Source organism: Uliginosibacterium sp. sgz301328 (genome assembly GCF_041807905.1).
Classification (GTDB): domain Bacteria; phylum Pseudomonadota; class Gammaproteobacteria; order Burkholderiales; family Rhodocyclaceae; genus JBGVSA01.
In genome coordinates this window covers 1-21,049 of the sequence record NZ_JBGVSA010000017.1, presented here as the reverse complement: position 1 = coordinate 21,049, position 21,049 = coordinate 1, and the positions used below count along the sequence as shown (strand labels likewise).

27 protein-coding genes are annotated in these 21,049 nt (G+C 64.3%); 26 read left to right on the top strand and 1 reads right to left on the bottom strand.

Features of this window, described 5'->3' with window-relative positions:
- Positions 1-47: 47 nt before the first annotated feature.
- Entirely contained in the window at positions 48-797 is a 750-nt protein-coding gene (gene gpmA, locus ACDA63_RS13660) for a 2,3-diphosphoglycerate-dependent phosphoglycerate mutase (protein ID WP_373663816.1), read from the bottom strand.
- A gap of 238 nt (positions 798-1,035) precedes the next feature.
- Here gpmA and ACDA63_RS13655 point away from each other — a divergent pair, with 238 nt between their 5' ends.
- The 26 genes from ACDA63_RS13655 to ACDA63_RS13530 all read left to right on the top strand — a co-directional run bounded on the left by ACDA63_RS13655 (position 1,036) and on the right by ACDA63_RS13530 (position 20,625).
- Positions 1,036-1,446 (top strand): rhodanese-like domain-containing protein, encoded by a 411-nt coding sequence (locus tag ACDA63_RS13655; RefSeq protein ID WP_373663815.1) that lies wholly within the window; start codon positions 1,036-1,038, stop codon positions 1,444-1,446.
- A 47-nt stretch (positions 1,447-1,493) separates the two neighbouring features.
- Positions 1,494-1,763, top strand: a complete 270-nt coding sequence (grxC, locus tag ACDA63_RS13650) for a glutaredoxin 3 (protein WP_373663814.1) — start codon at positions 1,494-1,496, stop codon at positions 1,761-1,763.
- Between the two features lie 35 nt (positions 1,764-1,798).
- Positions 1,799-2,257 carry a protein-export chaperone SecB gene (gene secB, locus ACDA63_RS13645; protein ID WP_373663813.1) on the top strand — a complete coding sequence of 153 codons (459 nt, stop codon included), beginning with the start codon at positions 1,799-1,801 and terminating at the stop codon, positions 2,255-2,257.
- Positions 2,258-2,267: 10 nt separating this feature from the next.
- Positions 2,268-2,714, top strand: coding sequence for an SH3 domain-containing protein (locus ACDA63_RS13640; protein WP_373663812.1), 447 nt, complete (start codon positions 2,268-2,270; stop codon positions 2,712-2,714).
- Entirely contained in the window at positions 2,662-3,699 is a 1,038-nt protein-coding gene (locus ACDA63_RS13635; RefSeq protein WP_373663811.1) for an NAD(P)H-dependent glycerol-3-phosphate dehydrogenase, read from the top strand. The genes ACDA63_RS13640 and ACDA63_RS13635 overlap by 53 nt, the downstream gene beginning before the upstream one ends.
- Positions 3,700-4,065: 366 nt before the next feature.
- Positions 4,066-4,413, top strand: coding sequence for a flagellar protein FlaG (locus tag ACDA63_RS13630; protein ID WP_373663810.1), 348 nt, complete (start codon positions 4,066-4,068; stop codon positions 4,411-4,413).
- 37 nt (positions 4,414-4,450) lie between these two features.
- Entirely contained in the window at positions 4,451-5,872 is a 1,422-nt protein-coding gene (gene fliD / locus ACDA63_RS13625; RefSeq protein ID WP_373663809.1) for a flagellar filament capping protein FliD, read from the top strand.
- A gap of 15 nt (positions 5,873-5,887) precedes the next feature.
- The gene (fliS, locus tag ACDA63_RS13620; RefSeq protein ID WP_373663808.1) at positions 5,888-6,295 is read left to right on the top strand and encodes a flagellar export chaperone FliS; all 408 of its coding nucleotides are present in this window, start codon (positions 5,888-5,890) and stop codon (positions 6,293-6,295) included.
- A complete protein-coding gene (locus ACDA63_RS13615; RefSeq protein ID WP_373663807.1) occupies positions 6,292-6,621 on the top strand; it encodes a flagellar protein FliT in 330 nt (109 codons plus the stop codon). The genes fliS and ACDA63_RS13615 overlap by 4 nt, the downstream gene beginning before the upstream one ends.
- Before the next feature lie 33 nt (positions 6,622-6,654).
- The gene (locus ACDA63_RS13610) at positions 6,655-7,803 is read left to right on the top strand and encodes a flagellar hook-length control protein FliK (RefSeq protein ID WP_373663806.1); all 1,149 of its coding nucleotides are present in this window, start codon (positions 6,655-6,657) and stop codon (positions 7,801-7,803) included.
- Positions 7,790-8,122 carry an EscU/YscU/HrcU family type III secretion system export apparatus switch protein gene (locus ACDA63_RS13605; protein ID WP_373663805.1) on the top strand — a complete coding sequence of 111 codons (333 nt, stop codon included), beginning with the start codon at positions 7,790-7,792 and terminating at the stop codon, positions 8,120-8,122. The genes ACDA63_RS13610 and ACDA63_RS13605 overlap by 14 nt, the downstream gene beginning before the upstream one ends.
- Positions 8,122-8,889, top strand: a complete 768-nt coding sequence (locus tag ACDA63_RS13600; RefSeq protein ID WP_373663804.1) for a flagellar brake protein — start codon at positions 8,122-8,124, stop codon at positions 8,887-8,889. The genes ACDA63_RS13605 and ACDA63_RS13600 overlap by 1 nt, the downstream gene beginning before the upstream one ends.
- A 104-nt stretch (positions 8,890-8,993) precedes the next feature.
- Complete coding sequence (locus tag ACDA63_RS13595; RefSeq protein WP_373663802.1) at positions 8,994-9,491, top strand: heme-degrading domain-containing protein; 498 nt, start codon at positions 8,994-8,996, stop codon at positions 9,489-9,491.
- Positions 9,492-9,493: 2 nt separating this feature from the next.
- Entirely contained in the window at positions 9,494-9,895 is a 402-nt protein-coding gene (locus tag ACDA63_RS13590; RefSeq protein WP_373663801.1) for a protease inhibitor I42 family protein, read from the top strand.
- A gap of 121 nt (positions 9,896-10,016) precedes the next feature.
- Complete coding sequence (locus ACDA63_RS13585; RefSeq protein ID WP_373663800.1) at positions 10,017-10,910, top strand: cation diffusion facilitator family transporter; 894 nt, start codon at positions 10,017-10,019, stop codon at positions 10,908-10,910.
- Between the two features lie 49 nt (positions 10,911-10,959).
- Positions 10,960-11,979: a quinone-dependent dihydroorotate dehydrogenase gene (locus ACDA63_RS13580; protein WP_373663799.1), complete on the top strand. Its 1,020-nt coding sequence runs from the start codon at positions 10,960-10,962 to the stop codon at positions 11,977-11,979.
- 78 nt (positions 11,980-12,057) lie between these two features.
- A complete protein-coding gene (gene rsxA, locus ACDA63_RS13575; RefSeq protein WP_373663798.1) occupies positions 12,058-12,642 on the top strand; it encodes an electron transport complex subunit RsxA in 585 nt (194 codons plus the stop codon).
- A gap of 16 nt (positions 12,643-12,658) precedes the next feature.
- Positions 12,659-13,219, top strand: coding sequence for an electron transport complex subunit RsxB (gene rsxB, locus ACDA63_RS13570; RefSeq protein WP_373663797.1), 561 nt, complete (start codon positions 12,659-12,661; stop codon positions 13,217-13,219).
- On the top strand, positions 13,216-15,003 hold the full coding sequence (rsxC, locus tag ACDA63_RS13565; RefSeq protein ID WP_373663796.1) for an electron transport complex subunit RsxC: 1,788 nt from the start codon (positions 13,216-13,218) through the stop codon (positions 15,001-15,003). Before rsxB ends, rsxC begins: the two co-directional genes overlap by 4 nt.
- A complete protein-coding gene (locus ACDA63_RS13560) occupies positions 15,000-15,965 on the top strand; it encodes a Gfo/Idh/MocA family protein (RefSeq protein ID WP_373663795.1) in 966 nt (321 codons plus the stop codon). The genes rsxC and ACDA63_RS13560 overlap by 4 nt, the downstream gene beginning before the upstream one ends.
- Positions 15,966-15,979: 14 nt before the next feature.
- Positions 15,980-17,008, top strand: coding sequence for an RnfABCDGE type electron transport complex subunit D (locus tag ACDA63_RS13555; protein WP_373663794.1), 1,029 nt, complete (start codon positions 15,980-15,982; stop codon positions 17,006-17,008).
- On the top strand, positions 17,005-17,658 hold the full coding sequence (rsxG, locus tag ACDA63_RS13550; RefSeq protein ID WP_373663793.1) for an electron transport complex subunit RsxG: 654 nt from the start codon (positions 17,005-17,007) through the stop codon (positions 17,656-17,658). The genes ACDA63_RS13555 and rsxG overlap by 4 nt, the downstream gene beginning before the upstream one ends.
- Positions 17,655-18,335, top strand: coding sequence for an electron transport complex subunit RsxE (gene rsxE, locus ACDA63_RS13545; protein WP_373663792.1), 681 nt, complete (start codon positions 17,655-17,657; stop codon positions 18,333-18,335). The genes rsxG and rsxE overlap by 4 nt, the downstream gene beginning before the upstream one ends.
- Position 18,336: 1 nt before the next feature.
- Positions 18,337-18,987 (top strand): endonuclease III, encoded by a 651-nt coding sequence (gene nth, locus ACDA63_RS13540; RefSeq protein WP_373663791.1) that lies wholly within the window; start codon positions 18,337-18,339, stop codon positions 18,985-18,987.
- Between the two features lie 30 nt (positions 18,988-19,017).
- On the top strand, positions 19,018-19,443 hold the full coding sequence (locus ACDA63_RS13535) for a DUF1841 family protein (protein WP_373663790.1): 426 nt from the start codon (positions 19,018-19,020) through the stop codon (positions 19,441-19,443).
- Positions 19,444-19,626: 183 nt separating this feature from the next.
- The gene (locus tag ACDA63_RS13530) at positions 19,627-20,625 is read left to right on the top strand and encodes a porin (protein WP_373663789.1); all 999 of its coding nucleotides are present in this window, start codon (positions 19,627-19,629) and stop codon (positions 20,623-20,625) included.
- The last annotated feature ends 424 nt before the right edge of the window (positions 20,626-21,049 follow it).

Here is a 21,049-nt window from a genome sequence, read left to right as displayed (position 1 = left end):
ACAGAGTGCAAGCAGCGCGAGCCTTTGACTGCGGAGGCGCAATCCGATCACGCCTTGGCTTTGCCCTGGTTGGCCACGGCATTCATGGCCGCAGCGATCGCTTCGGCGTCGCCCAGGTAATAGTGCTTGATCGGCTTCAGATCGGCGTCCAGCTCATACACGAGCGGCTGAGCCGTCGGAATGTTCAGCGCCACGATGTCGTCGTCCGACATCTTGTCCAGGTACTTGATCAGCGCGCGCAGGCTGTTGCCGTGGGCAGCGATGACCACACGCTTGCCGCTCTTGACGACCGGTGCAATGGTGTCGAGCCAGTACGGAACGAAACGGGCAACGGTGTCCTTCAGGCATTCAGTGCGCGGGAATTCCTCGTTCTTCATGCCGGCATAGCGCGGATCGTTCAGGTTCAGGCGTTCATCGCCTTCTTCCAGCGCGGGCGGCGGAACGTCGTACGAACGACGCCACACCAGCACCTGATCGTCGCCGAACTTGGCAGCGGTCTCGGCCTTGTTCAGACCTTGCAGCGCGCCGTAGTGACGTTCGTTCAGGCGCCAACTGTGCTCCACCGGAATCCACAGCAGGTCGAGCTCTTCCAGAACGGCGTTGAGCGTCTTGTTGGCACGCTTGAGGACGGAGGTGAAGGCCACGTCGAAGCTGTAGCCTTCTTTCTTGAGCAGCTTGCCGGCGGCGACCGCTTCCTGCACGCCCTGTTCGGTGAGGTCCACATCGGTCCAGCCGGTGAAGCGGTTTTCTTTGTTCCAGGTGGACTCGCCGTGACGCATCAAAACGATCTTGTACATGACATTCGCCTATTCAGATAAACACAAGAAATAACAATAACGGGGGACTACCGCCGGATCCGCTGCGCCATTGGACGCGCTGCCCGGCCAGGGCCGGAATCATTCGCGCCACCCGCAAGGCAGCCAAGACAAGGCAGGCGCGAAAAAGGTGAAAGGTGGTATTGTATCGGATGTACTTTTTCCACAGTAGAAACGGCTCAAACGTCGATCAGAAGTTTTGAGCCTCCTTACCCCCGCCATGGAATTCATTCTTCAGAACTATATCTGGATCGCTCTGGCCCTGCTCAGCGGCGGCTTGCTCTTCGCCCCGCTCATTCGTGGCGGCAGCGCTTTTGGCGTTTCCCCGTCCGACGTCGTCACTTTGATCAATCGCAAAGATGCGGTGATCGTCGATGTCCGTGACCAGAAAGAATTCGAAACCGCGCATCTGGCCAATGCCCGTCATATCCCTGCGGCGGAACTTGCTGACCGTAGTGGGGAACTTGCCAAGTTCAAGAACCGTCCCATCGTCGTCGTGTGCCAGAGCGGCACGCGCGCCGGCTCTGCCGCAGCCAAGCTGCGCAAGGCCGGTTTCGAGCAGGCGGTGACGCTGGACGGTGGCATCAAGGCCTGGCAGGACGCCGGCCTGCCGGTCGCCGCGAAAGCCTGACCGGCGCCGCGTCGCATCAGTCGTTCTAGAAGCAGGAAGTCAAAGTCATGTCCGCGCAAACCAAGGTCCTCATGTATGCCACGGGCGTCTGCCCCTACTGCGTGCGCGCCGAACAATTGCTGCGCCGCAAGGGCGTGACCGAGATCGAGAAGATTCGCGTCGACATGGACCCGCAACAACGGGCCTTCATGATGGAGCGCACCGGACGCCGGACGGTCCCGCAGATCTTCATCGGAGAAACCCACGTCGGCGGCTGCGACGACCTGTACGCGCTCGAACACGAAGGAAGACTGGACGCGCTGCTGGCCGGCCAGTGATCACACCAACAATCATCAACAAAAGAAACCACACCATGGAACAGAACGAACAGCCCGTCTTCACCATCGAAAAGCTCTACATCAAGGATCTGTCGATCGAAGTGCCGGGCGCGCCGCAGGTCTATCTCGAGCGCGAAACGCCGAGCATCAACGTCGAACTGTCAACCGGCGGCAACCCGCTGGAAGAAGGTTTCTTTGAAGTCACCGTGACGGTCACCGTCACCGCCAAGGGCGCTGAAGACAAGACCGTGTTCCTGGTCGAAGTGACGCAAGGCGGCGTGTTCCAGATCCGCAATGTGCCGCAGGAAACCATGGAAGCCCTGCTGATGGTGGGCTGCGCCAACATCCTGTTCCCGTACGCCCGCGAAGCCGTCTCGGACGCTGTCACCCGTGCCGGCTTCCAGCCCGTGCTGCTGGCTCCGGTCAACTTCGAAGCCATGTACGCCGCCCGCCAGCAGGCCGGTGAAGGCAACGGCGCCACCGCCATCCAGTAAGCAAACGATCATGCGCAAGATGCTTCCACGTCTGGCGCTCGCGGGGGCCGGGCTGCTGCTCTCGGCGGCGGCCAGCGCCCTCGACATCCATGAAATGGGCGGCAACGCCATCGTCTATGACGCGGGTTCCGTCCAGGCCAAGCCCCAGTTCATTCTTCTGCGCGGCACACCGGTCGAGCAGATCGTCACCACCGACAAGTGGGTCAAGATCCGCGAAGCCGGCGGTGGCATGGGCTGGGTCGAACGCAGCCAACTGGTCGATCGTACCCACGTCATCGTGACAGCCGCCGTGGCCGAAATCCGGCGCGCGCCGGACGCCAACGCTCCAATCGTATTCACCGCCCGCAAGGACGTTCTGCTCGATGTGGCAGACAAGCCCGCGTCCGGATGGGTGAAGGTCCAGCATGCGGACGGCCAGAACGGCTACGTCCTCGTGCGCTCCGTCTGGGGACTGTAATTTGAGCCGCATTACCATATTCGGCGCGGGCGCCTGGGGCACCGCGCTCGCCATCACCTATTCCGCCGCGCACGACGTCGCACTGTGGTCCAACGACGCCGTTCATGCGGGTTTGGTGCGGGGCAGTCGAACGAACGAACGCTTCCTGCCCGGCGCGTCGATTCCGGACACCGTGCGCGTCGAAGCCGACATCACGGCAGCCTGTGAAGGCATGGAACTGGCCATCATCGCCACGCCCGTCGCCGGCCTGCGCGAAACCTTGCAGCGTCTGTACGACCTGGCGCCGCACGTGCCTGTTCTGTGGGTCTGCAAAGGCTTCGAAGCCGCGACCGGCAAGCTACCCCACCAGGTGGTCGCCGAAGTGTTGGGCGACACCGGCTACGGCGCGCTGACCGGGCCCAGCTTTGCGCAAGAAGTCGCACAAGGCCTGCCCTGCGCCATCACGCTGGCTTCCCCCGACATCGAATTCGCCCGCGACTGGGCGAGCAAGCTGCATCACAACCGCTTGCGCCTGTATGCCAACGACGACGTCGTCGGCGCCGAGGTCGGCGGTGCGGTCAAGAACGTGATGGCCATCGCCGCCGGCATCTCGGACGGCCTGGGCTTCGGCCTGAACGCCCGCGCCGCTCTGATGACGCGCGGTCTGGCCGAAATCGCCCGCCTGGCCGAAGCGCTGGGCGGCCGCCGCGAAACCCTCATGGGGCTGGCGGGCATGGGCGACCTGATCCTGACCTGCACGGGCGATCTGTCGCGCAACCGGCAGGTCGGCCTGGCGCTGGCCGAAGGCCGCAGTCTTCCGGACATCCTGCGCAACCTTGGCCACGTCGCCGAAGGCGTGCTGACCACTCAGGTTGCCGCACGCCACGCGGCCGATCTGGGTGTGGACATGCCGATCACCCGCGCCGTGCATGAAGTTCTCGGCGGCCGTATGGCGCCCCGCAGCGCCGTCGAGCAGTTGATGGCACGCGACCCCAAGGTCGAATAAGCCTCGACACTCCCGTCCGGGCAGGGCCGCCGCTCTGCCCATTCCACCCTCTCCCCTTCGCCGCGCCCCTCCGCAAACCCGCGCCAGCCCTGGCGTTCGCACATATCGAGCCTTGCAGGCCAGAAGACCCTGCAGAGCCCCCATTCCCTGCCGTTGACTCATTCAGCCCAATGGACTCGGGCCGAAACACATTTTTAAAGATTTGCCTCTGGCGGCCGTAAGCGAGATCAACCGGCCATTGCGGCCAGTGAGAAACGCTCCCGTCATACGAGCGACCGTAGAGTCGCCAACGTCGTCGAAGGCACCGCCCGACGACCAATGAGTTCCTTGAAATCAGTGTTCGCGCACTTGAAGACGGACAAGAACATGAGCATCACGCCCATCACCCGACAGTTGCCACCGACGACGACCGAAACCGCACCTGCAACGCAGGAAACGCGTGCCGCCACGGCCGCCGCGACAGCCGCAGTTGCCGCATCGACGGCCATTTCGCGCGAAACGGTAGCCCAGGCTGTCAACGACGTTCGCAGGAATCTCGAAGCGGTGGCACGGAACCTGCAATTCTCGATCGACGAAGACACCGGCCAGACCGTCGTGAAGGTGATCGACTCCGACACGCACGAGGTCATCCGGCAGATTCCTAGTGAAGAGCTGCTGAAGCTCGCGCACGCAATGGACCAGTATTCCGGCCTGTTCGTGCAACAAAAAGCCTGAATCGGCCCTACTTAGGGACAGCAAGGGAAGACGCACCATGGCATCAAGCTCAACGGGCACCATCACATCGACGGGTCTTGCCTCCGGCCTGCCGATCGACTCGCTGGTCAGCAAGCTGATGGCGGTGGAGCAACAGCCCATCACCACACTGCAGACCAAAGAGGCCAGCTACAAGACACAGTTGTCAGCGCTCGGCACCCTCAAGGGCGCGCTGTCGAGTCTGCAGACGGCGGCCCAGGCAATCAATACGGCGTCAAAACTTGCCGCCTTCACGGCAAAGGTTGCCGACACGACGGTAGCTTCTGCCTCTGCCAGCGGCTCGGCGGCGGCGGGCAGCTACTCGCTGGAAGTGACCCAGCTCGCCCAGGCCCAGAAGATCAAGACCGGCAGCTATGCCAGCCTGACCAGCGCCGTCGGTTCGGGTACGCTCAGCATCCAGACTGGATCGGTTGGACAAAACGGATTCGAGGCGACGAAGACCGTCAACATCACGTTGTCATCGCCCAAGAACACCGTGCAGGACCTGCGCGACGCCATCAATTCATCGGGCGCTGGCGTGACCGCCACGTTGGTCAACGATGGCGGCGATACGCCCTACCGCCTCGTGCTGACCGCCAAGGACACCGGCACAGCCAACGCCTTCAAGCTCTCCGGCGTCGACGGCCTGGATTACGACCCGTCGAACATCGCCGGCTCGTCGCTCACGCAGATCCAGGGCTCCAAGGACGCCAAGTTCAAGCTCGACGGTATCGATTTCGTGAAGTCGTCGAACACGGTCACCGACGCTGTCGACGGCCTGACGCTCAATCTGTCGAAGACCAACGAAGGTTCGCCGACCACGCTGACGCTGGCACGCGACGCCTCGGCGATGAGCGATAAGATCTCCGCCTTCGTGCAGGCCTACAACCAGGCGATCCAGGTCATGCGTTCGCAGACCTCGTACAACGCCGACACCAAGACCGCCGGCACGCTCAACGGCGACAGCACGGTACGTTCGATCACCCAGCAATTGCGCTCGGCGATGAGTTCGACAGTCACGGTCAATGGCTCGGCGGCGTATCTGTCGGACATCGGCATTACCACCGCCGTCGACGGCACGTTGTCCATTGACAGCACCAAGCTGACCGCAGCGCTCACGGACAGCAAGAAGGACGTTGCCTCGATGTTTGGCAAGGTCGGTGACAACAACGGTTTCGCGGCGCGCATCGACAATCTCATCACCAGCATGACGGCCGACGACGGCATGCTCACCGCGCGCACCAACGGTATCAACTCGACCATCAAGACGCTGGACGCGCGCATCGAATCGATGACCAACCGGCTCACCTCGATCGAGGCGCGCTATCGCGCCCAGTTCAACGCGCTCGACTCCACGCTGTCGAGCCTGAACAGCACCAGTTCATATCTCACGCAGCAGTTGGCCACGCTCCAGACCAACTACACCGGCCAGTCTTCCTAAGGATCGGAACAGAACATGTTTGCACCGCAATCTCCCGCAGCCGCATATGCCCGTATCGGTGTCGAAACCGGCGTGACCACGGCCGATCCTCACAAGCTGGTTCTGATGCTGTTCGACGGCGCCCTCCTGTCGATCAACAGCGCCGCCATCTCCATGACGGCTGGCGACGTGCCGGCCAAGGGCCGCAACATCACGCGCGCCATCGAAATCGTATCGATGGGCCTGAAGGCCAGCCTCGACATGGAAGCCGGCGGTGAGCTTGCCGAACGCCTCGGCCACCTCTACGACTACATATGCGAACGTCTGCTGCTGGCCAATGCGCAGAACAATGAAGGTGCGCTCGCGGAAGTATCGCGTCTGCTGGGCGAACTGAAGGACGCCTGGGAACAGATCGGCGGCAGCGCCGCGGAGGCGGCGGCATGATCGACAAGCTGGCTATCTACGAACACATGGCTACGCTGACCGCCCAGATGGTTGCCGCCGCGCAACAGGCGGACTGGGATCAGCTCACCGAACTCGAACACCATGTCGGCGCCATGCGCGACCAGCTCATCGCCGCCGACCGCGTCGCAGTGGTGCCGGAGGCCGACGAAACCCGTCGCGCCCGCAAGGTCGCGCTCATCCAGCGCATGCTGGCCGACGACCGCGAAATCCGCCGCCACACCGAGCCGTGGATGGAGAGCGTGCGCACGTTGCTGGCCGGCAATGCGCGACAGCGCAATCTGCGCACGGCCTACAACCTGGGCTGAGCGACCGGGCCGGTCGCAGGGGGCAGGCGCATCATGATTCCAACCGATCTCGCCAGTCGCCTGCGCCTGCTCATCGCGGCCACCGTGCGGCCGCCCGAGGCGGTTGCCCCCATTCCCGACAACCTGCTGGAAGAGTCGGCCGCCGACACCTTCGATCTGCGCAGCGGGCAGCGCTTCGCCGCGCAGATCCAGGCGCCATTGCCGGATGGCACTTTCCGTGCGCAGGTCGCGCAACACAGCCTGCGGCTGGCCTTGTCATTCCCCGCCCGCGCGGGTGATCTGCTCGAACTCGAAGCGGTCGACACACACGACGGCGTGGTCCACGCCCGCCTTGCCGACGCCGACGACGCGGTTGCCCGCCCGACCATTTCGCCAGCCGGCCGCATGATCGGTCAATTGCTGGCAGGCCGCTGGGGCCCTCCGCAACCCGTGCAACTGTCGCGCGGCGAACCGATGCTGCCTGCGCCTCCGCGCGCCGGCGCCGAACTCGCGCCGGTGCTGCGCCAGGCCGTTACGCAAAGCGGCTTGTTCTACGAGTCGCATCAAGCGCAATGGCTCAAGGGCGAACTGCCCCTGCCCAATCTGCTGCAGGAACCGCAAGCGCAGGAAGGTTTGCGCCAGCTCGCACTGCACGCCGCGCCCGAGCAACTGCAACGCCTGCCCGACCAGGTACGTGACGCCCTGCTCGCCATGCGCCAACGCGATCCCGAGGGCAACGCGGCAAGTCCAGCGACGCGCTCCGCCGCCGAATCCATTCACGACACACCCGACTCATTGCAGGCCGCCGCACGCGAAACACTCGCCGTGCCCGATCGACTCATGCCGGTCGTACATCAGCAACTGGAATCAATGGCTACGCATCATTTTGCATGGCAAGGCCAGGTGTGGCCGGGACAGACCCTGCAATGGGATCTCTACGAACCCGGCGAACGCGACGCGTGCAACGCGCAGGATGAAGAAATCCACGGCTGGCGCAGCACGTTGCGGCTATCGCTGGTGCGCCTGGGCGGCGTCGAGGCGCGCATTACGTGGACGCCGGGAGGTGTGTCGATTCGCGTCGAGGCAGCGGAGGCCGACACAGCCGACACCCTGCGCGCCGGGCAAGAGAAACTCGCCGACGCCATGGCCGCGGCGGGGGTTCCACTCAATAGCCTGTCGGTGGCCCACCATGCTGTGGGATAAGCCGGCCCCGCGCGGCAAGGCCGTTGCGCTGGCCTATCGCGCCGGCGAAGGCGCCCCGCGCGTGGTCGCCAAAGGGCAAGGACTGATCGCGCAGGAGATCCTCGATCGGGCGCGTGCGTCCGGTGTGTACGTACACGAATCGGCGGAGCTGGTTAACCTGCTCATGCAAGTGGACGTCGACCAGCACATCCCGCCGCAGCTCTACGTCACCATCGCCGAGTTGCTGGCGTGGCTGTACGCACTGGAGGCCGGAGTCCCGGTGCCGCCGCCCGGTGCTATAGTTCCGCCGGCTCAAGAACGACCCCAAGAATATTCATAATGAGTACCGCCTCGGCACCCGGCCCGGAGTTGCTTCGCGCCGACGACTATCAGCAGTATCTGCTTCACGAGAAGCGGGAGATCGCGTTCGTCCTCCGCCAGCTCGCCGCCAAACATGCCAACGTCACCGCCTATTTCGGCGACAGCACGCGCATTTTGCCGACCAGTGTGATCGCACTGACCGAGGGCGACAGATCGATCATCGTCGATCTGTCGATCGACAAGGACCTGAACGCCGCGGCGATCCGCGCCGGGCGCCTGCTGTGCATCACCGCGCTGGACAAGATCCGCATCCAGTTCCCGCTCGAAGACATCGAACAGATCGAATACAACGGCCAGCCCGCACTGCAAGCGCCGCTGCCCGACCTTCTGCTGCGGCTGCAGCGCCGTGAGCACTATCGTCTGGCGGTATCGCTCAACAACGCGCCCGCCTGCCGTATCGTCATCGATGCGGCCACGAGCGAGCAGATCGAAGCCCGCGTGCTCGACATCTCTGGCGGCGGCATGGCGCTGCAATTGCCGACCACCGCCTCGATGTTTTCCTTCGATGCGGAGTTCACCGATTGCCGCATCGACCTGCCCGATCACGGCATCATCACCACGCGCCTGCGCGTGCGGAACGTGATGCGCGTGCATCAACCGAACGGCACCGAGACCTTGCGGGTGGGATGCCAGTTCCTCGCGCTCGCCACACCCGAGTCGAACGCCATCCAGCGCTACATCCTGCGCGTGGAACGTGACCGTAAGGCGCGCGGACTCATCGACTAGCAGCGCCGATGTCGCCTTCGCGGCGATTCTCGATGCCGCTCGTGGCAAGACCGACGGCGCGCTGAAGTGATAAGGTTGCGCTTTTCGCGCCACCTGGATTCCCCATGAGCCTGGAACAAGACATCGCCAAAATCGCTCAGCAAGAACAAACGCTGCGCTTCGAGAAGTTCGACAACACCACCGCATTTGAACTGGGCCTGCGCCTGAAAGCAGCAGCCGAAGCGCGCGGCAAGGCGGTTGCCATCGACGTGCAGCTCAATGGATTCCCGCTGTTCTTCTACGCCATGCCGGGCACCTCGCCCGACAACGCCGACTGGATCCGCCGCAAGCGCAATGTCGTCACCAAGTGCCATCGCAGCTCGTACGGCGTGGGCCTGCGCATGCAGAGCCTGGACACCAGCTTCGCGGAACGCTACGGCGCGGCGGTGGCCGACTACGCCACGCACGGCGGCTGCTTCCCGATTTTCGTGCGAGGTGTCGGCTGCGTCGGCACGGTCGCCGTGTCGGGCCTGCCGCAACGCGAAGACCACAACCTCGTGGTCGCCGTGCTGGCCGAATTGCTCGGTCAGTCGTACGACGAACTCAAGCTGGCGGACGAATGATCATGCGCGCCGCGCTCGCTGCCCTGCTGTGCGCGCTGCTCGGCGCGTGCTCCACGCTCATGCCCCAGTCGACACAGCGGGCCAACGTCTCGCTCACCGACGCCGACAGTGGCACCGACCGCTTCGTGAAGGCGGGCGACATCATCGAGATCAGTCTGCCCGCCAGCCGCACCACGGGCTTCGCATGGGGTTTCGTCGCCGACGCGGCCACCACGGTGGTCTCGCTGGGGCAACCGCAGTACGTGCAGGACGCTGGCAGCGGCGTCGGCCGGGGCGGTGTGGAGAAATGGCGTTTTCGCGCCAATCGCGCCGGCACCCAGACGCTGAGATTCGAGTATCGCCGCCCCGCGGACCGCGCGACGCCGCCGTCGCGCACGGCAAGTTTCAACATCCGCGTCAATTGACTGCTCTGCCCGGCGCCAAACCGCGCCGGGCACTCCATCCGCGCCATCAATTGTGCTGATGGGCTGGCGATGAACGTCCGACTGCCTTAGCATCCCGGCTTTCGTGTGCATTCCGTCGTCCATGACTGCCCCCTCCACCGCCACCGAACGCGCCAACGCCACCACGCGTTACCTATGGCTGTCCGTCATCGCTGCGGTGGCGACCATCGCACTCAAGTTTGCCGCCTGGTGGTGGAGCGGATCGGTCGGCCTGCTATCGGATGCGCTGGAGTCCTTCGTCAACCTGGCTGGTGCGGCTTTCGCGCTGGGCATGGTCAGCGTCGCGCGCACGCCACCGGACGAAGATCATCCCTTCGGCCACAACAAGGCCGAGTACTTCTCCAGCGGCTTCGAAGGCACGTTGATCTTCGCCGCCGCCATCGCCATTCTCGTGACAGCGGTGCCACGCCTGTGGAATCCGCCCGCACTCGAATCCCTCGACATCGGTTTGATCTTCTCGGCCATCAGCACGGCACTTAATTTTGTCGTCTCGCGCGTGCTGATGAACGCCTCGCGCCGCCTGCATTCGATCGTGCTCGAAGCCGACGCCCGCCATCTGATGACCGACGTGTGGACCTCGATCGGCGTCATCGCCGCGCTGTTCGGGGTGATGGCCACAGGCTGGCGCTGGCTCGACCCGGTGATCGCCATCGCCGTGGCGCTGCACATCATGGTCGAAGGCGGCAAGCTGATGCGCGCCTCGGTCAACGGGCTCATGGACCTGGCTTTGCCGGCAGCCGACATCGAACGTATCGACGCGGTGCTCCACGACTACGCGGGTCACGGCGTTCGCTTCGAACACCTCAAGACACGTCGGGCCGGCAGCGAGCGATTCGTCAACCTCAACGTACTCGTGCCGGGAGACTGGCGAGTGGATCGCTCGCACCAATTGCTCGACGAAATCGAAGACAGCATCGCCCGGGCGCTCGGCGGCGCGCAGGTCACCACGCATCTCGAACCGCTGCCCGGCCACTGAATCGGCGCCGCAGGTGCGCCTGGAGGCCGGATTCCGATAAAATCGCGTGATGCTCTACAAATTCGCACGGCCGTTCCTGTTCTCGCTCGACCCGGAAACGGCACACACGCTTGCTCTGTGGTCCATGAGCCACTTTGGCGGCTTCATCCGCTGCAACCCCATGCTGACCGACAAGCCGGTCCAGGTCATGGGCCTCGAATTCCCCAACCACATCGGCCTTGCCGCTGGCCTGGACAAGAACGGCGAGGCCATCGACGCGCTGGCCAGTTTCGGTTTCGGCCACATCGAGATCGGCACCGTCACGCCGCGCCCGCAACCGGGCAACCCGCGACCGCGCATGTTCCGCATCCCGAAGCAGCAGGCGATCATCAATCGCATGGGCTTCAACAACCACGGCGTCGACAACCTGGTCGCCAACGTGAAGGCAGCGCGCTATCGCGGCATCCTCGGCATCAACATCGGTAAGAACTTCGATACGCCCATCGACAAGGCCGCCGACGATTACCTGATCTGTCTCGACAAGGTCTATCCGCACGCCAGTTACGTGACGGTGAATATCTCGTCGCCGAACACCAAGAATCTGCGCCAGTTGCAGGGCGAATCCGAACTCGACGCGCTGCTCGGCGCGCTCAAGAGCCGCCAGACCGCGCTGGCCGACCAGCATGGCCGTTACGTACCGGTCGCGCTCAAGATCGCGCCCGACCTCGATGAAGCGCAGGTCACCAACATTGCCGACGCGCTGCGCCGGCACCGCATCGACGGCGTGATCGCCACCAACACGACGCTGTCGCGCGAAGGCGTCGAAAAGGAAAAGCACGGCGGCGAAACCGGCGGCCTGTCCGGCCTGCCCGTCCGCGAGAAATCCACGACCGTGATCCGCCAGTTGTCGCGCCTGCTGGCCGGCGAGTTGCCGATCATCGGCGTGGGCGGCGTCATGGAGCCTGAAGACGCCGTGGAAAAACTCCAGGCGGGTGCCGCACTCGTACAGCTCTACACCGGCTTCATCTACAGCGGGCCGGGGTTGGTGAAGGAATGCGTCGCCGCCACGCGCGAAGCGACACCGGCTTGATTCCGCGTGCCGCCGGCACGGTCGGACGCCACGCGCTACCCTGACACTTGAAACGGTCGCCGTGGCGCTCTTGAAGACATGACCCAATACCTGCTGCTCCTGCTCGGCGCGGTGCTCGTGAACAACGTCGTGTTCGTGCGCATCCTGGGCCTGTGCCCGTTCATGGGCGTCTCGCGCAAGCTCGAGACGGCCGTGGGCATGGGCGCGGCCACAGCATTCGTACTGACGCTCGGCTGTGCGACGAGCTACCTCATCGATCACTACATCCTGGTGCCACTGGACCTGGCCTACCTGCGCACACTGGCATTCATCGTCGTCATCGCGGCCATCGTCCAACTGACCGAACTGGTGCTGCAGAAGACCAGCCCGGTGCTGCACCAGGTACTCGGCATCTACCTTCCTCTGATCACCACCAACTGCGCCGTGCTGGGCATCCCGCTACTGTCGGTCGCCAACCAGCACAACCTGCTGCAGTCGATGCTGTTCGGCTTCGGCAGTTCGGCGGGTTTCTCGCTGGCGCTGATTCTGTTCGCCGGCATCCGCGAACGGCTCGAAGGCGCGGACGTACCCGCACCATTCCGTGGCACCGCCATCGCCATGGTCACGGCCGGGCTGATGAGCCTGGCCTTCATGGGCTTCGCCGGACTGGACAAGTTCCAATGACGGGGGCGCGCCGCTCATGCTGACCGCGCTGGGCGTCATGCTGGCGCTGGCGCTGGTCATCGGCGCCCTGCTCGGCTACGCCTCGATTCGTTTCAAGGTCGAAGGAGACCCGCTGGTCGACAAGATCGACGCCATCCTGCCGCAAACACAGTGCGGCCAGTGTGGATACCCGGGGTGCCGGCCATACGCGACAGCCATCGCCGGCGGCGAAGCGGACATCAATCAATGCCCGCCCGGCGGCGACGAAGGCATCCACAAGCTGGCTGATCTGCTCGGGCGCGAATACAAACCGCTCAACGCCGAAAACGGCATTGAAAAGCCCAAGGCCGTCGCCGTCATCGACGAAAACGACTGCATCGGCTGCACACTCTGCCTGCAAGCCTGCCCGGTGGACGCCATATCCGGCGCAGCCAAACAGATGCACACCGTCATCGCGCCGCTATGCACGGGCTGCGAACTGTGCGTGGCTCCCTGCCCCGTGGACTGCATTCGCATGGAAGAAGTGGGCGAGACCGTACAGAGCTGGAAGTGGCGCTACCCCGTGGTGCGCCTGAAACCGCAGGAGCGCGCCGCATGAACGCCCTGCGTCGACTGTTCTCATTCAATGGCGGGGTCAAGCCGCCCACGCACAAGAGCGATTCCACTCAGCACCCCATTGCGCAACTGCCGCTGGCAAGCGAGCTGGTCGTGCCGCTGCATCAGAGCATCGGCGGAACGCCCCGGCCGCAGGTCGAAGCCGGGCAGCACGTACTCAAGGGCGAGCGCATCGGCGCGGCTGACGGCAATGTGTCGGCTGCCGTGCACGCACCGACCTCGGGCCGCGTGACGGCGATCGAGCCGCGACAGATGCCGCACACCTCGGGCCTGTCTGCGCTTTGCGTGGTGATCGAACCCGATGGCGAAGATCGCTGGATGCCATTGGCGCCGGTGCCGTACCGCTCGCTGCCCGCAGACGAGTTGCGCGACATCCTGCGCGACGCCGGCGTGGTGGGACTGGGCGGCGCGGTGTTTCCCAGTCACCTCAAGCTGCGACCGGGACGCCGGGCGGCGACGCGTACGCTGGTGCTCAACGGCGCGGAATGCGAACCCTACATCACGTGTGACGATGTCCTCATGCGCGAGCGCGCAGCGGATATCCTGCGTGGCGCGCGGATCATGCGTCACATGCTCGGCGCGGAAGAAATCCTCGTCGGCATCGAAGACAACAAGCCCGAGGCCATTGCCGCCATGCGCGCGGCCGCTGCGGACATCGATGACATGCGCGTCGTCGTCATTGCCGTGCCGACGCGCTATCCGGCGGGCGGCGCGAAGCAATTGATCCGCGTGCTGACGGGCATCGAAGTGCCGCACGGCGAACGGTCCACCGATTACGGCGTGCAATGCTTCAACGTCGGCACGGCCTTTGCCGTGCATGAAGCGATCGATCTCGGTCGCCCGCTGGTGTCGCGCATCGTCACGATCGCCGGCAATGTCGACACGCCCCGCAATTTCGAAGTGCCCTTCGGCACGCCGATGGAGCACCTCGCGCGTCACGCCGGGCTGCGCGCCGATACCACGCACTTCATCATGGGCGGGCCGATGATGGGTTTGCGCATGCCGTCGTTTGGCGTGCCGGTGGTCAAGGCCACTAACTGCGTGATCGCCGCGACGCCGACGCTCTTCGCGCCACCGCAACCCGAGCAGCCCTGTATCCGCTGCGGCGACTGCGCGCGGGCCTGCCCGGCCGACCTGCAACCCTTCGAACTGTACTGGCACACGCGCGCCAGGAATTTCGGCAAGGCGCAGGAGTACCACCTCTTCGACTGCATCGAATGCGGCTGCTGCAGCTACGTGTGTCCGTCGCATATTCCGTTGGTCGACTACTTCCGTTTCGGCAAGAGCGAAATCTGGGCGCGCGAACAACAGAAGGCAGAAGCCGATTCCGCACGCGAGCGATTCGAATCCCGCAATGCGCGCCTCGAACGCGAAAAACTGGAAAAAGCCGAACGCCTGGCCGCCCGTGCGGCCGGAGCGCCGCGCGCGGCTACCGCGGCCGCGCCGACGGCAACCGATGCGAGCCCGGACCAGGACGCCAAGAAAGCACTCATTGCCGCTGCCATGGCACGTGCCAAGCAGCGTTCGACAGCGATGGCCGAGGCTCCTGCGCAGGCCGTCGCCGAGCCTGCTGCGCCACCGCCATCCGCGGAGGACACCAAGAAAGCGCTCATCGCCGCTGCGCTGGCCCGCGCACAGGCGCAACGAACTGCCGCTGCACCACGCAACACCGAAAACCTGACTCCCGCCCAGCAGGCGCAGATCGACGCAGCAGAAACGCGTCGCGCCGCTGGTCCCGCCACCACCGAAAAGGAACCCGATCAATGAGCGACATCGTCAACTGGGGCGTGCTCGGCTACGCCCGCATCGCCCGCCTCAATGTGCTGCCCGCCATCAGCCGCGCAGCCAACGCGCGCCTCGTCGCGGTGGCTTCGCGCGATCCGGCCAAGGCCGCCGAATGCGCGCGCGACTTCAAGTGCGAACGCACCTACACGCGCTATGAAGACCTGCTGGCCGACAAGGATATCCAGGCGGTCTACATTCCCCTGCCCAACTCGATGCACAAGGAATGGGCCATCCGTGCGATGGAAGCCGGCAAGCACGTGCTGTGCGAAAAGCCCATCGCCATGAACGCATCGGAAGCCCGTGAGATGGCCGAAGTCTCGCGCCGCACCGGCAAGTTGCTCATGGAAGCCTTCATGTACCGCTATACGGATCGTTCGCGCCGCGTGCGCGAAGTCATCGAGAGCGGCGTGCTGGGCGAAATCCGCCACATCAATGCGACCTTCCGCTTCCTGCTCGACCGGCCCAACACCATCAAGGCGCAGCCCGAACTGGGCGGCGGCGCGCTCTACGACGTGGGCTGCTACCCGGTGAACTTCCTCAGCCTCGTCACCGGCCGCACGCCGGTGTCGTGCCATGCGCTGGCCGAATACGAAAACGGCGTGGACGTAAACCTGTCGGCGGTACTGCAGTACGAGGACGGCCTCATCGCCAACATCCACTGCGGTTTCAACGCCTACGGCAAGACCTTTGCCGAAGTCATCGGCACCAAGGGGATGATGGAAGTCGCCGATACGTTCCTGGACTTCCGCGGCGGTATCCAGGTGTACGCCAAGGACGGCACGCGTACCATTCCGGTGGCCGAATCGGACCGCTACCGCGACGAGGTCGCCGACTTCTCGGCAGCCATCCTCGAAGGCCGCGAACCGTTGCTCACGCTCGACGAGACCATCCGCAACATGGAAGTGCTCGACATGATCCGTGCGCAATTGAAGGTCCCAGCCTGAGCGCCTGGAACAGCATGCCGGACCGCCGCAACTCGCCCTTCATCCGCAGCAGCGCCAGCGTCACCAGCGTGATGCTGCGCGTGATGCTGGCACTCGTGCCGGGAATCGCCGCATACGTGTGGCAGTTCGGCGTCGGCGTGCTGGTACAGATGGCACTGGCCACCGCCACCGCGCTGGCGTGCGAAGCACTCATGCTGCGCGCACGCGGCCGCCCGATCGGGCTGTACCTGGGCGATCTGTCGGCGGTCGTCACGGCCTGGCTGATCGCGCTGGCATTTCCGCCGATCGCGCCCTGGTGGATCGTGGTGGCCGGCACGGCTTTCGCCATCGTCATCGCCAAGCATCTGTACGGAGGGCTCGGGCAGAACCCCTTCAATCCGGCGATGGTGGCGTACTGCGTGATGATCGTCGCCTTCCCTGCGCTCATGTCGCAGTGGCCGGGCGTGCATCTCGGCGCCAGCGAGCAACTCGGCGCCATCTTCGGCGGTGCGGCGCGTGAAGTGGACGCCATCACCAGTGCGACGCCGCTGGACGCCCTGCGCACCGGCCTGCGCGAAGCCGGCGCGCACGCCAGTACCATCACGCGCGGCAGCGCTTTCGGCTGGGCCGGCGGACAGGGATGGGAGTGGATCGTTCTCGGCTACCTGGTCGGTGGCCTGTACTTGCTGCAACAGCGGCTGATCACCTGGCACGTACCGGTGGCCTTCCTCGCTGCATTGGCGGTCATCGCCGGGGCGTTCTGGATCGCCAACGATGCGCGCTTCGCCTCTCCACTGATGCACGTGGCCTCGGGCGGCGCGATGCTGGGCGCATTCTTCATCCTCACCGACCCGGTGTCGGGTGCAACCACACCACGCGGCAAGCTGATCTTCGCTGCCGGGGCGGCGCTCATCACCTACCTCATCCGCGTATTCGGCGCCTACCCGGACGGCATTGCCTTCGCCACGCTGCTGATGAACATCTGCGCACCGCTGATCGATCTGAAGACGCAGCCGCCGGTATTCGGCCACAAGGCCAGCGCACACAAGGATGACGCCGCATGAAGTCCCCCGGCGCGCTCACCCTGTCGACACGCACGGCGCTCATCATGGCCGTGTTCGCCATGGTGTTCACGGCGCTCATGGCGGGCGCCTATCTCGTCACGCGGCCGGTGATCTCGCGCAGCACCGAACAGGAAAAACTGCGCCTCATCAACGAAGTACTGCCGCCGTCCAGCTACGACAACGATCTGCTCGCCGACGTGCTCGCCCTCCCGCCCACGTCTGCGCTCGGGCTCGACAAGGGAGGCCACGTGTGGCGCGCGCGCAAGCAGGGCCGGCCGGTCGCGCTCGTACTCGAAGCGGCAGCACCCGATGGCTACGGCGGGCGCATCGCCCTCATCGTGGCAGTGCTGGCCGATGGCACGGTCAGTGGCGTGCGCGTCACGGCCCATCACGAAACGCCGGGTCTGGGCGATTACATTGACCCGAAAAAGGACAAGAACAAGTCCAGCCCATGGATCGAGCAGTTCGCCGGCATATCGTCGACGCAACTGCCGCTGGAACGCTGGACGGTCAAGAAAGACGGCGGCGACTTCACCTACAGGACGGGCGCGACCATCTCGGCACGCGCTGTCACGCAGGCCGTCGGCCGCGCCGTCAAATACGCAAACGACAATCGCGAACGCTTGTTCGCGCAAGGAACGCAGCCATGAGCGATACGCCAAGCCTGCGCCACATCGCGTGGAACGGCATCTGGACCAACAACACCGGCCTCAAGCAATTGCTCGGCCTGTGCCCGATCCTGGCTGTCTCGACGAGCTTCGTGAACGCGGTGAGCCTGGGGCTTGCCACCATCATCGTGATGGCGCTCTCCAATGGGGTCGTTGCGGCCTTGCGCGGATTCATCCCGTATGAGATCCGCATTCCGGTCTTCATCCTCATCATCGCCTCGCTGGTCACGGTGCTGGACCTGGCCTTCAATGCCTACCTGCATTCGCTGTATCTGGTACTGGGCATTTTCGTGCCGCTGATCGTCACCAACTGCATCGTGCTAGCGCGCGTCGAAGCGTTCGCGGCCAAGAACGTGCCGCTGGCCTCCGTCGTCGACGGCGCAGCCATGGGCGTAGGGCTCGTACTGGTGCTGGCGGTGCTCGGCGGCATGCGCGAGCTGATCGGCACGGGTGCGATTTTCAACGGCATCGAAATGGTCATTCCGGGTGCGACACCGCTGCAAGTGCTGCCGGCCGATTACCCCGGTTTCCTGCTGGCCGTGCTGCCGCCGGGCGCGTTCATCGCGCTGGGTTGCCTGATCGCGGGCAAGAACTGGCTCGACGTACGCGCCGCCCGCAAGACTCCGGCAGCCCCTGTCCCCATCGCGGAGACTGCCTGATATGCCTCGTCAGATGACCAAGGCGGAGATCGAAGAAGCCTTCCGGCGCTGGCATGCGGCCAATCCCAACCCGACGACCGAACTGGAATATGGTTCGCCCTTCCAGTTGCTGGTGGCCGTCGTGCTGTCGGCGCAGGCCACCGACAAGGGCGTGAACATCGCCACGCGCAAACTGTTTGCGCAAGCCCCCACGCCCGAGGCCATGGCCACGCTCGGCGAAGCCGGCATTGCGGAACACATCAAGACCATCGGCCTGTACCGCAACAAGGCCAAGAATGTGGCGATGCTGTCTCACCAGTTGCTGGAACGGCATGCAGGCGAAGTCCCGAACAATCGCGAAGCCCTCGAAGCCCTTCCCGGCGTGGGCCGCAAGACGGCCAACGTGGTGCTCAATACGATCTTCCGCCATCCCGAAATGGCGGTGGATACGCACATCTTCCGGGTATCGAACCGGATGGGCCTCGCGCCGGGCAAAGACGTGCTGGCCGTGGAACGCGCACTGCTGCGCCGGGTCCCCAAGGCGTACCTCGTCGATGCCCACCACTGGCTGATCCTGCATGGGCGCTACGTGTGCGTGGCCCGCAAGCCGCGCTGCGGGGCATGCATTGTGCGTGACCTGTGCCAATACCCGGACAAGACAGACGCGACCTGATCCTTCGGTCGCACACAGAGAGAAAACATCATGTTCAACCCCACCCGCGATGAAGCACGCCGCTTCATGATCGACGCCTGGCGCAAGTACCGCGAAAACCTGCCATTGACGCCGCTGGAAACGATCTTCGCCGAACTCGCCGTCGAGCACCCGGAATACCATCCGATCCTCGAAGACGCCGACGCGATGGACCGGGATTTCACGCCCGAAGACGGACAGATCAACCCCTTCCTGCATCTGTCGCTGCACCTGGCGATCCACGAACAGCTCTCCATCGACCAGCCGCCGGGGCTGCGCGAGGCCTACGATCTGTGCCTGGCACGCCATCACGGCGATCGCCATGCGGCCCTGCATGACGTGCTCGAATGCCTGGGCGAGACGATTTACAACGCACAGAAGAACAAAGCCCCCCTCGACGCACAGGCTTACGTAGAATGCGTCCGTCGCCGGGCTTGAGCCGGACAACAAAACCGGATTCCGCTCGTCGGATCACTCCAGCAATCAATCATTTGTCTGCGCGTCAATAGATCAAGCGCAAAGCACCGCGCTTCGTTTGCTCTATATCATCACGCCCTTCCGCGGGTAGCGATACGCGCGGGCGACATCAACGTCATCAACAAAAAAACACTCGGGGGTCTTGTGGCCAATCGCACTTCTTGCCTGCTGGTGGCGCTCGCCGCTGCCGCGGCCGTCAGCGGCGCGCACGCGCAATCACGTTACGGCAATATCGACATCTACGGCCGGATCAACCTGTCGTACGAAAACCAGAAGACGACGCGACACACCAACGTGATGCAGGACAACGCATCGCGCTGGGGCATCGTCGGCGAGGAGAATATCTCCTCCGACGTGAGCGCGATCTTCAACCTGGAGTCGGGCTTCAACGCCGACAACGGCATGAACAAGGATCCGGCGGCCAGCTTCGATCGCGAAAGCTGGGTCGGCCTCGCCAGCAAGAAGTTCGGTACGCTGCGCATGGGCGCGACGACCAGCCCGGTCTACTACGCTGCCGCTGACTACGTGAGCATGCACAACCACGACACCGGCACCTCGTCCGACGCGCTGTTCGGCTTCGACGCCACCGGCGGTCACCTGACCAACATGACGGCATACAAGACGCCAGCCTTCAACGACGCCACCGTCGAAGTCGCCTACGCACTGGCCGAAAAGAGCGGCGGCCGCAGCGTGGTCAACGTCGCCTACAACCAGGACATCAAGGCGCTGCATGTCGGCGCTGGCTATGCGCAGAGCAAGGACCGCGGCGTTTCCAACAGCACCGATACGATGTACGTCGTGCGCGCGCTGTACGACATCACCGACGCCCTGGCCGCCGGCGGTTACTGGGAATACGACAAGTACGACCAGCAAGGCCATCGCAACAACCTGCGCGGTGCGGTCAAGTACACCGTGGGCGCCAACGAGTTCCACGTGAACGTCGGCTATACCAACGGCTTCAGCAAGACTGAAGACAACGGCGCGCTGCAATGGACGCTGGGCTACAACTACAACCTGTCGCCGCGCACCAAGGTGTATGCCTTCTACACGCGCATCGACAACGAGAAGAACGCTTCCTACGGCGTTGACGAAGCAGGCGTGAACTTCGCTTCCTTCGCGGTGGGCCTGCGCCACAACTTCTGATCGGGCGCTTGGCGCCGACAAGACGGCCGCATCGCCCTGCTTCACGCGGGGTCATGTGGCCGTTTTCATTTGCATCGCTGGTTTGAGTGCGGCGTTGGAGAGAGGCGTTCTTTTCCTGCAGGAATAAGGGTGCAGTATTGTTGTTCCTGGCAGGGGCGGAGCGTCATCCACTGTTGGCCTGTTCCGATTTTGGCTGGTTGGAAGGCCCTTTCTTGCTTGGGGCGTGGTCTTGAGTGCTAATGCTCGACGGCCGGGAGTTCGTCCCGGCGGCCGAGTCACTTTCTTGTTCTCGACAAGAAAGTAACCAAAGAAACGACCCCACAGCGTCGTCGGCCTTTGGCCGATCCCCCTGCGCTGCGCGGTCGAGAAGGCAGTGCGGCGTTCGTCGCTGCGCTCCTCAGACAGTCCTCGCCAACGGCTTCGC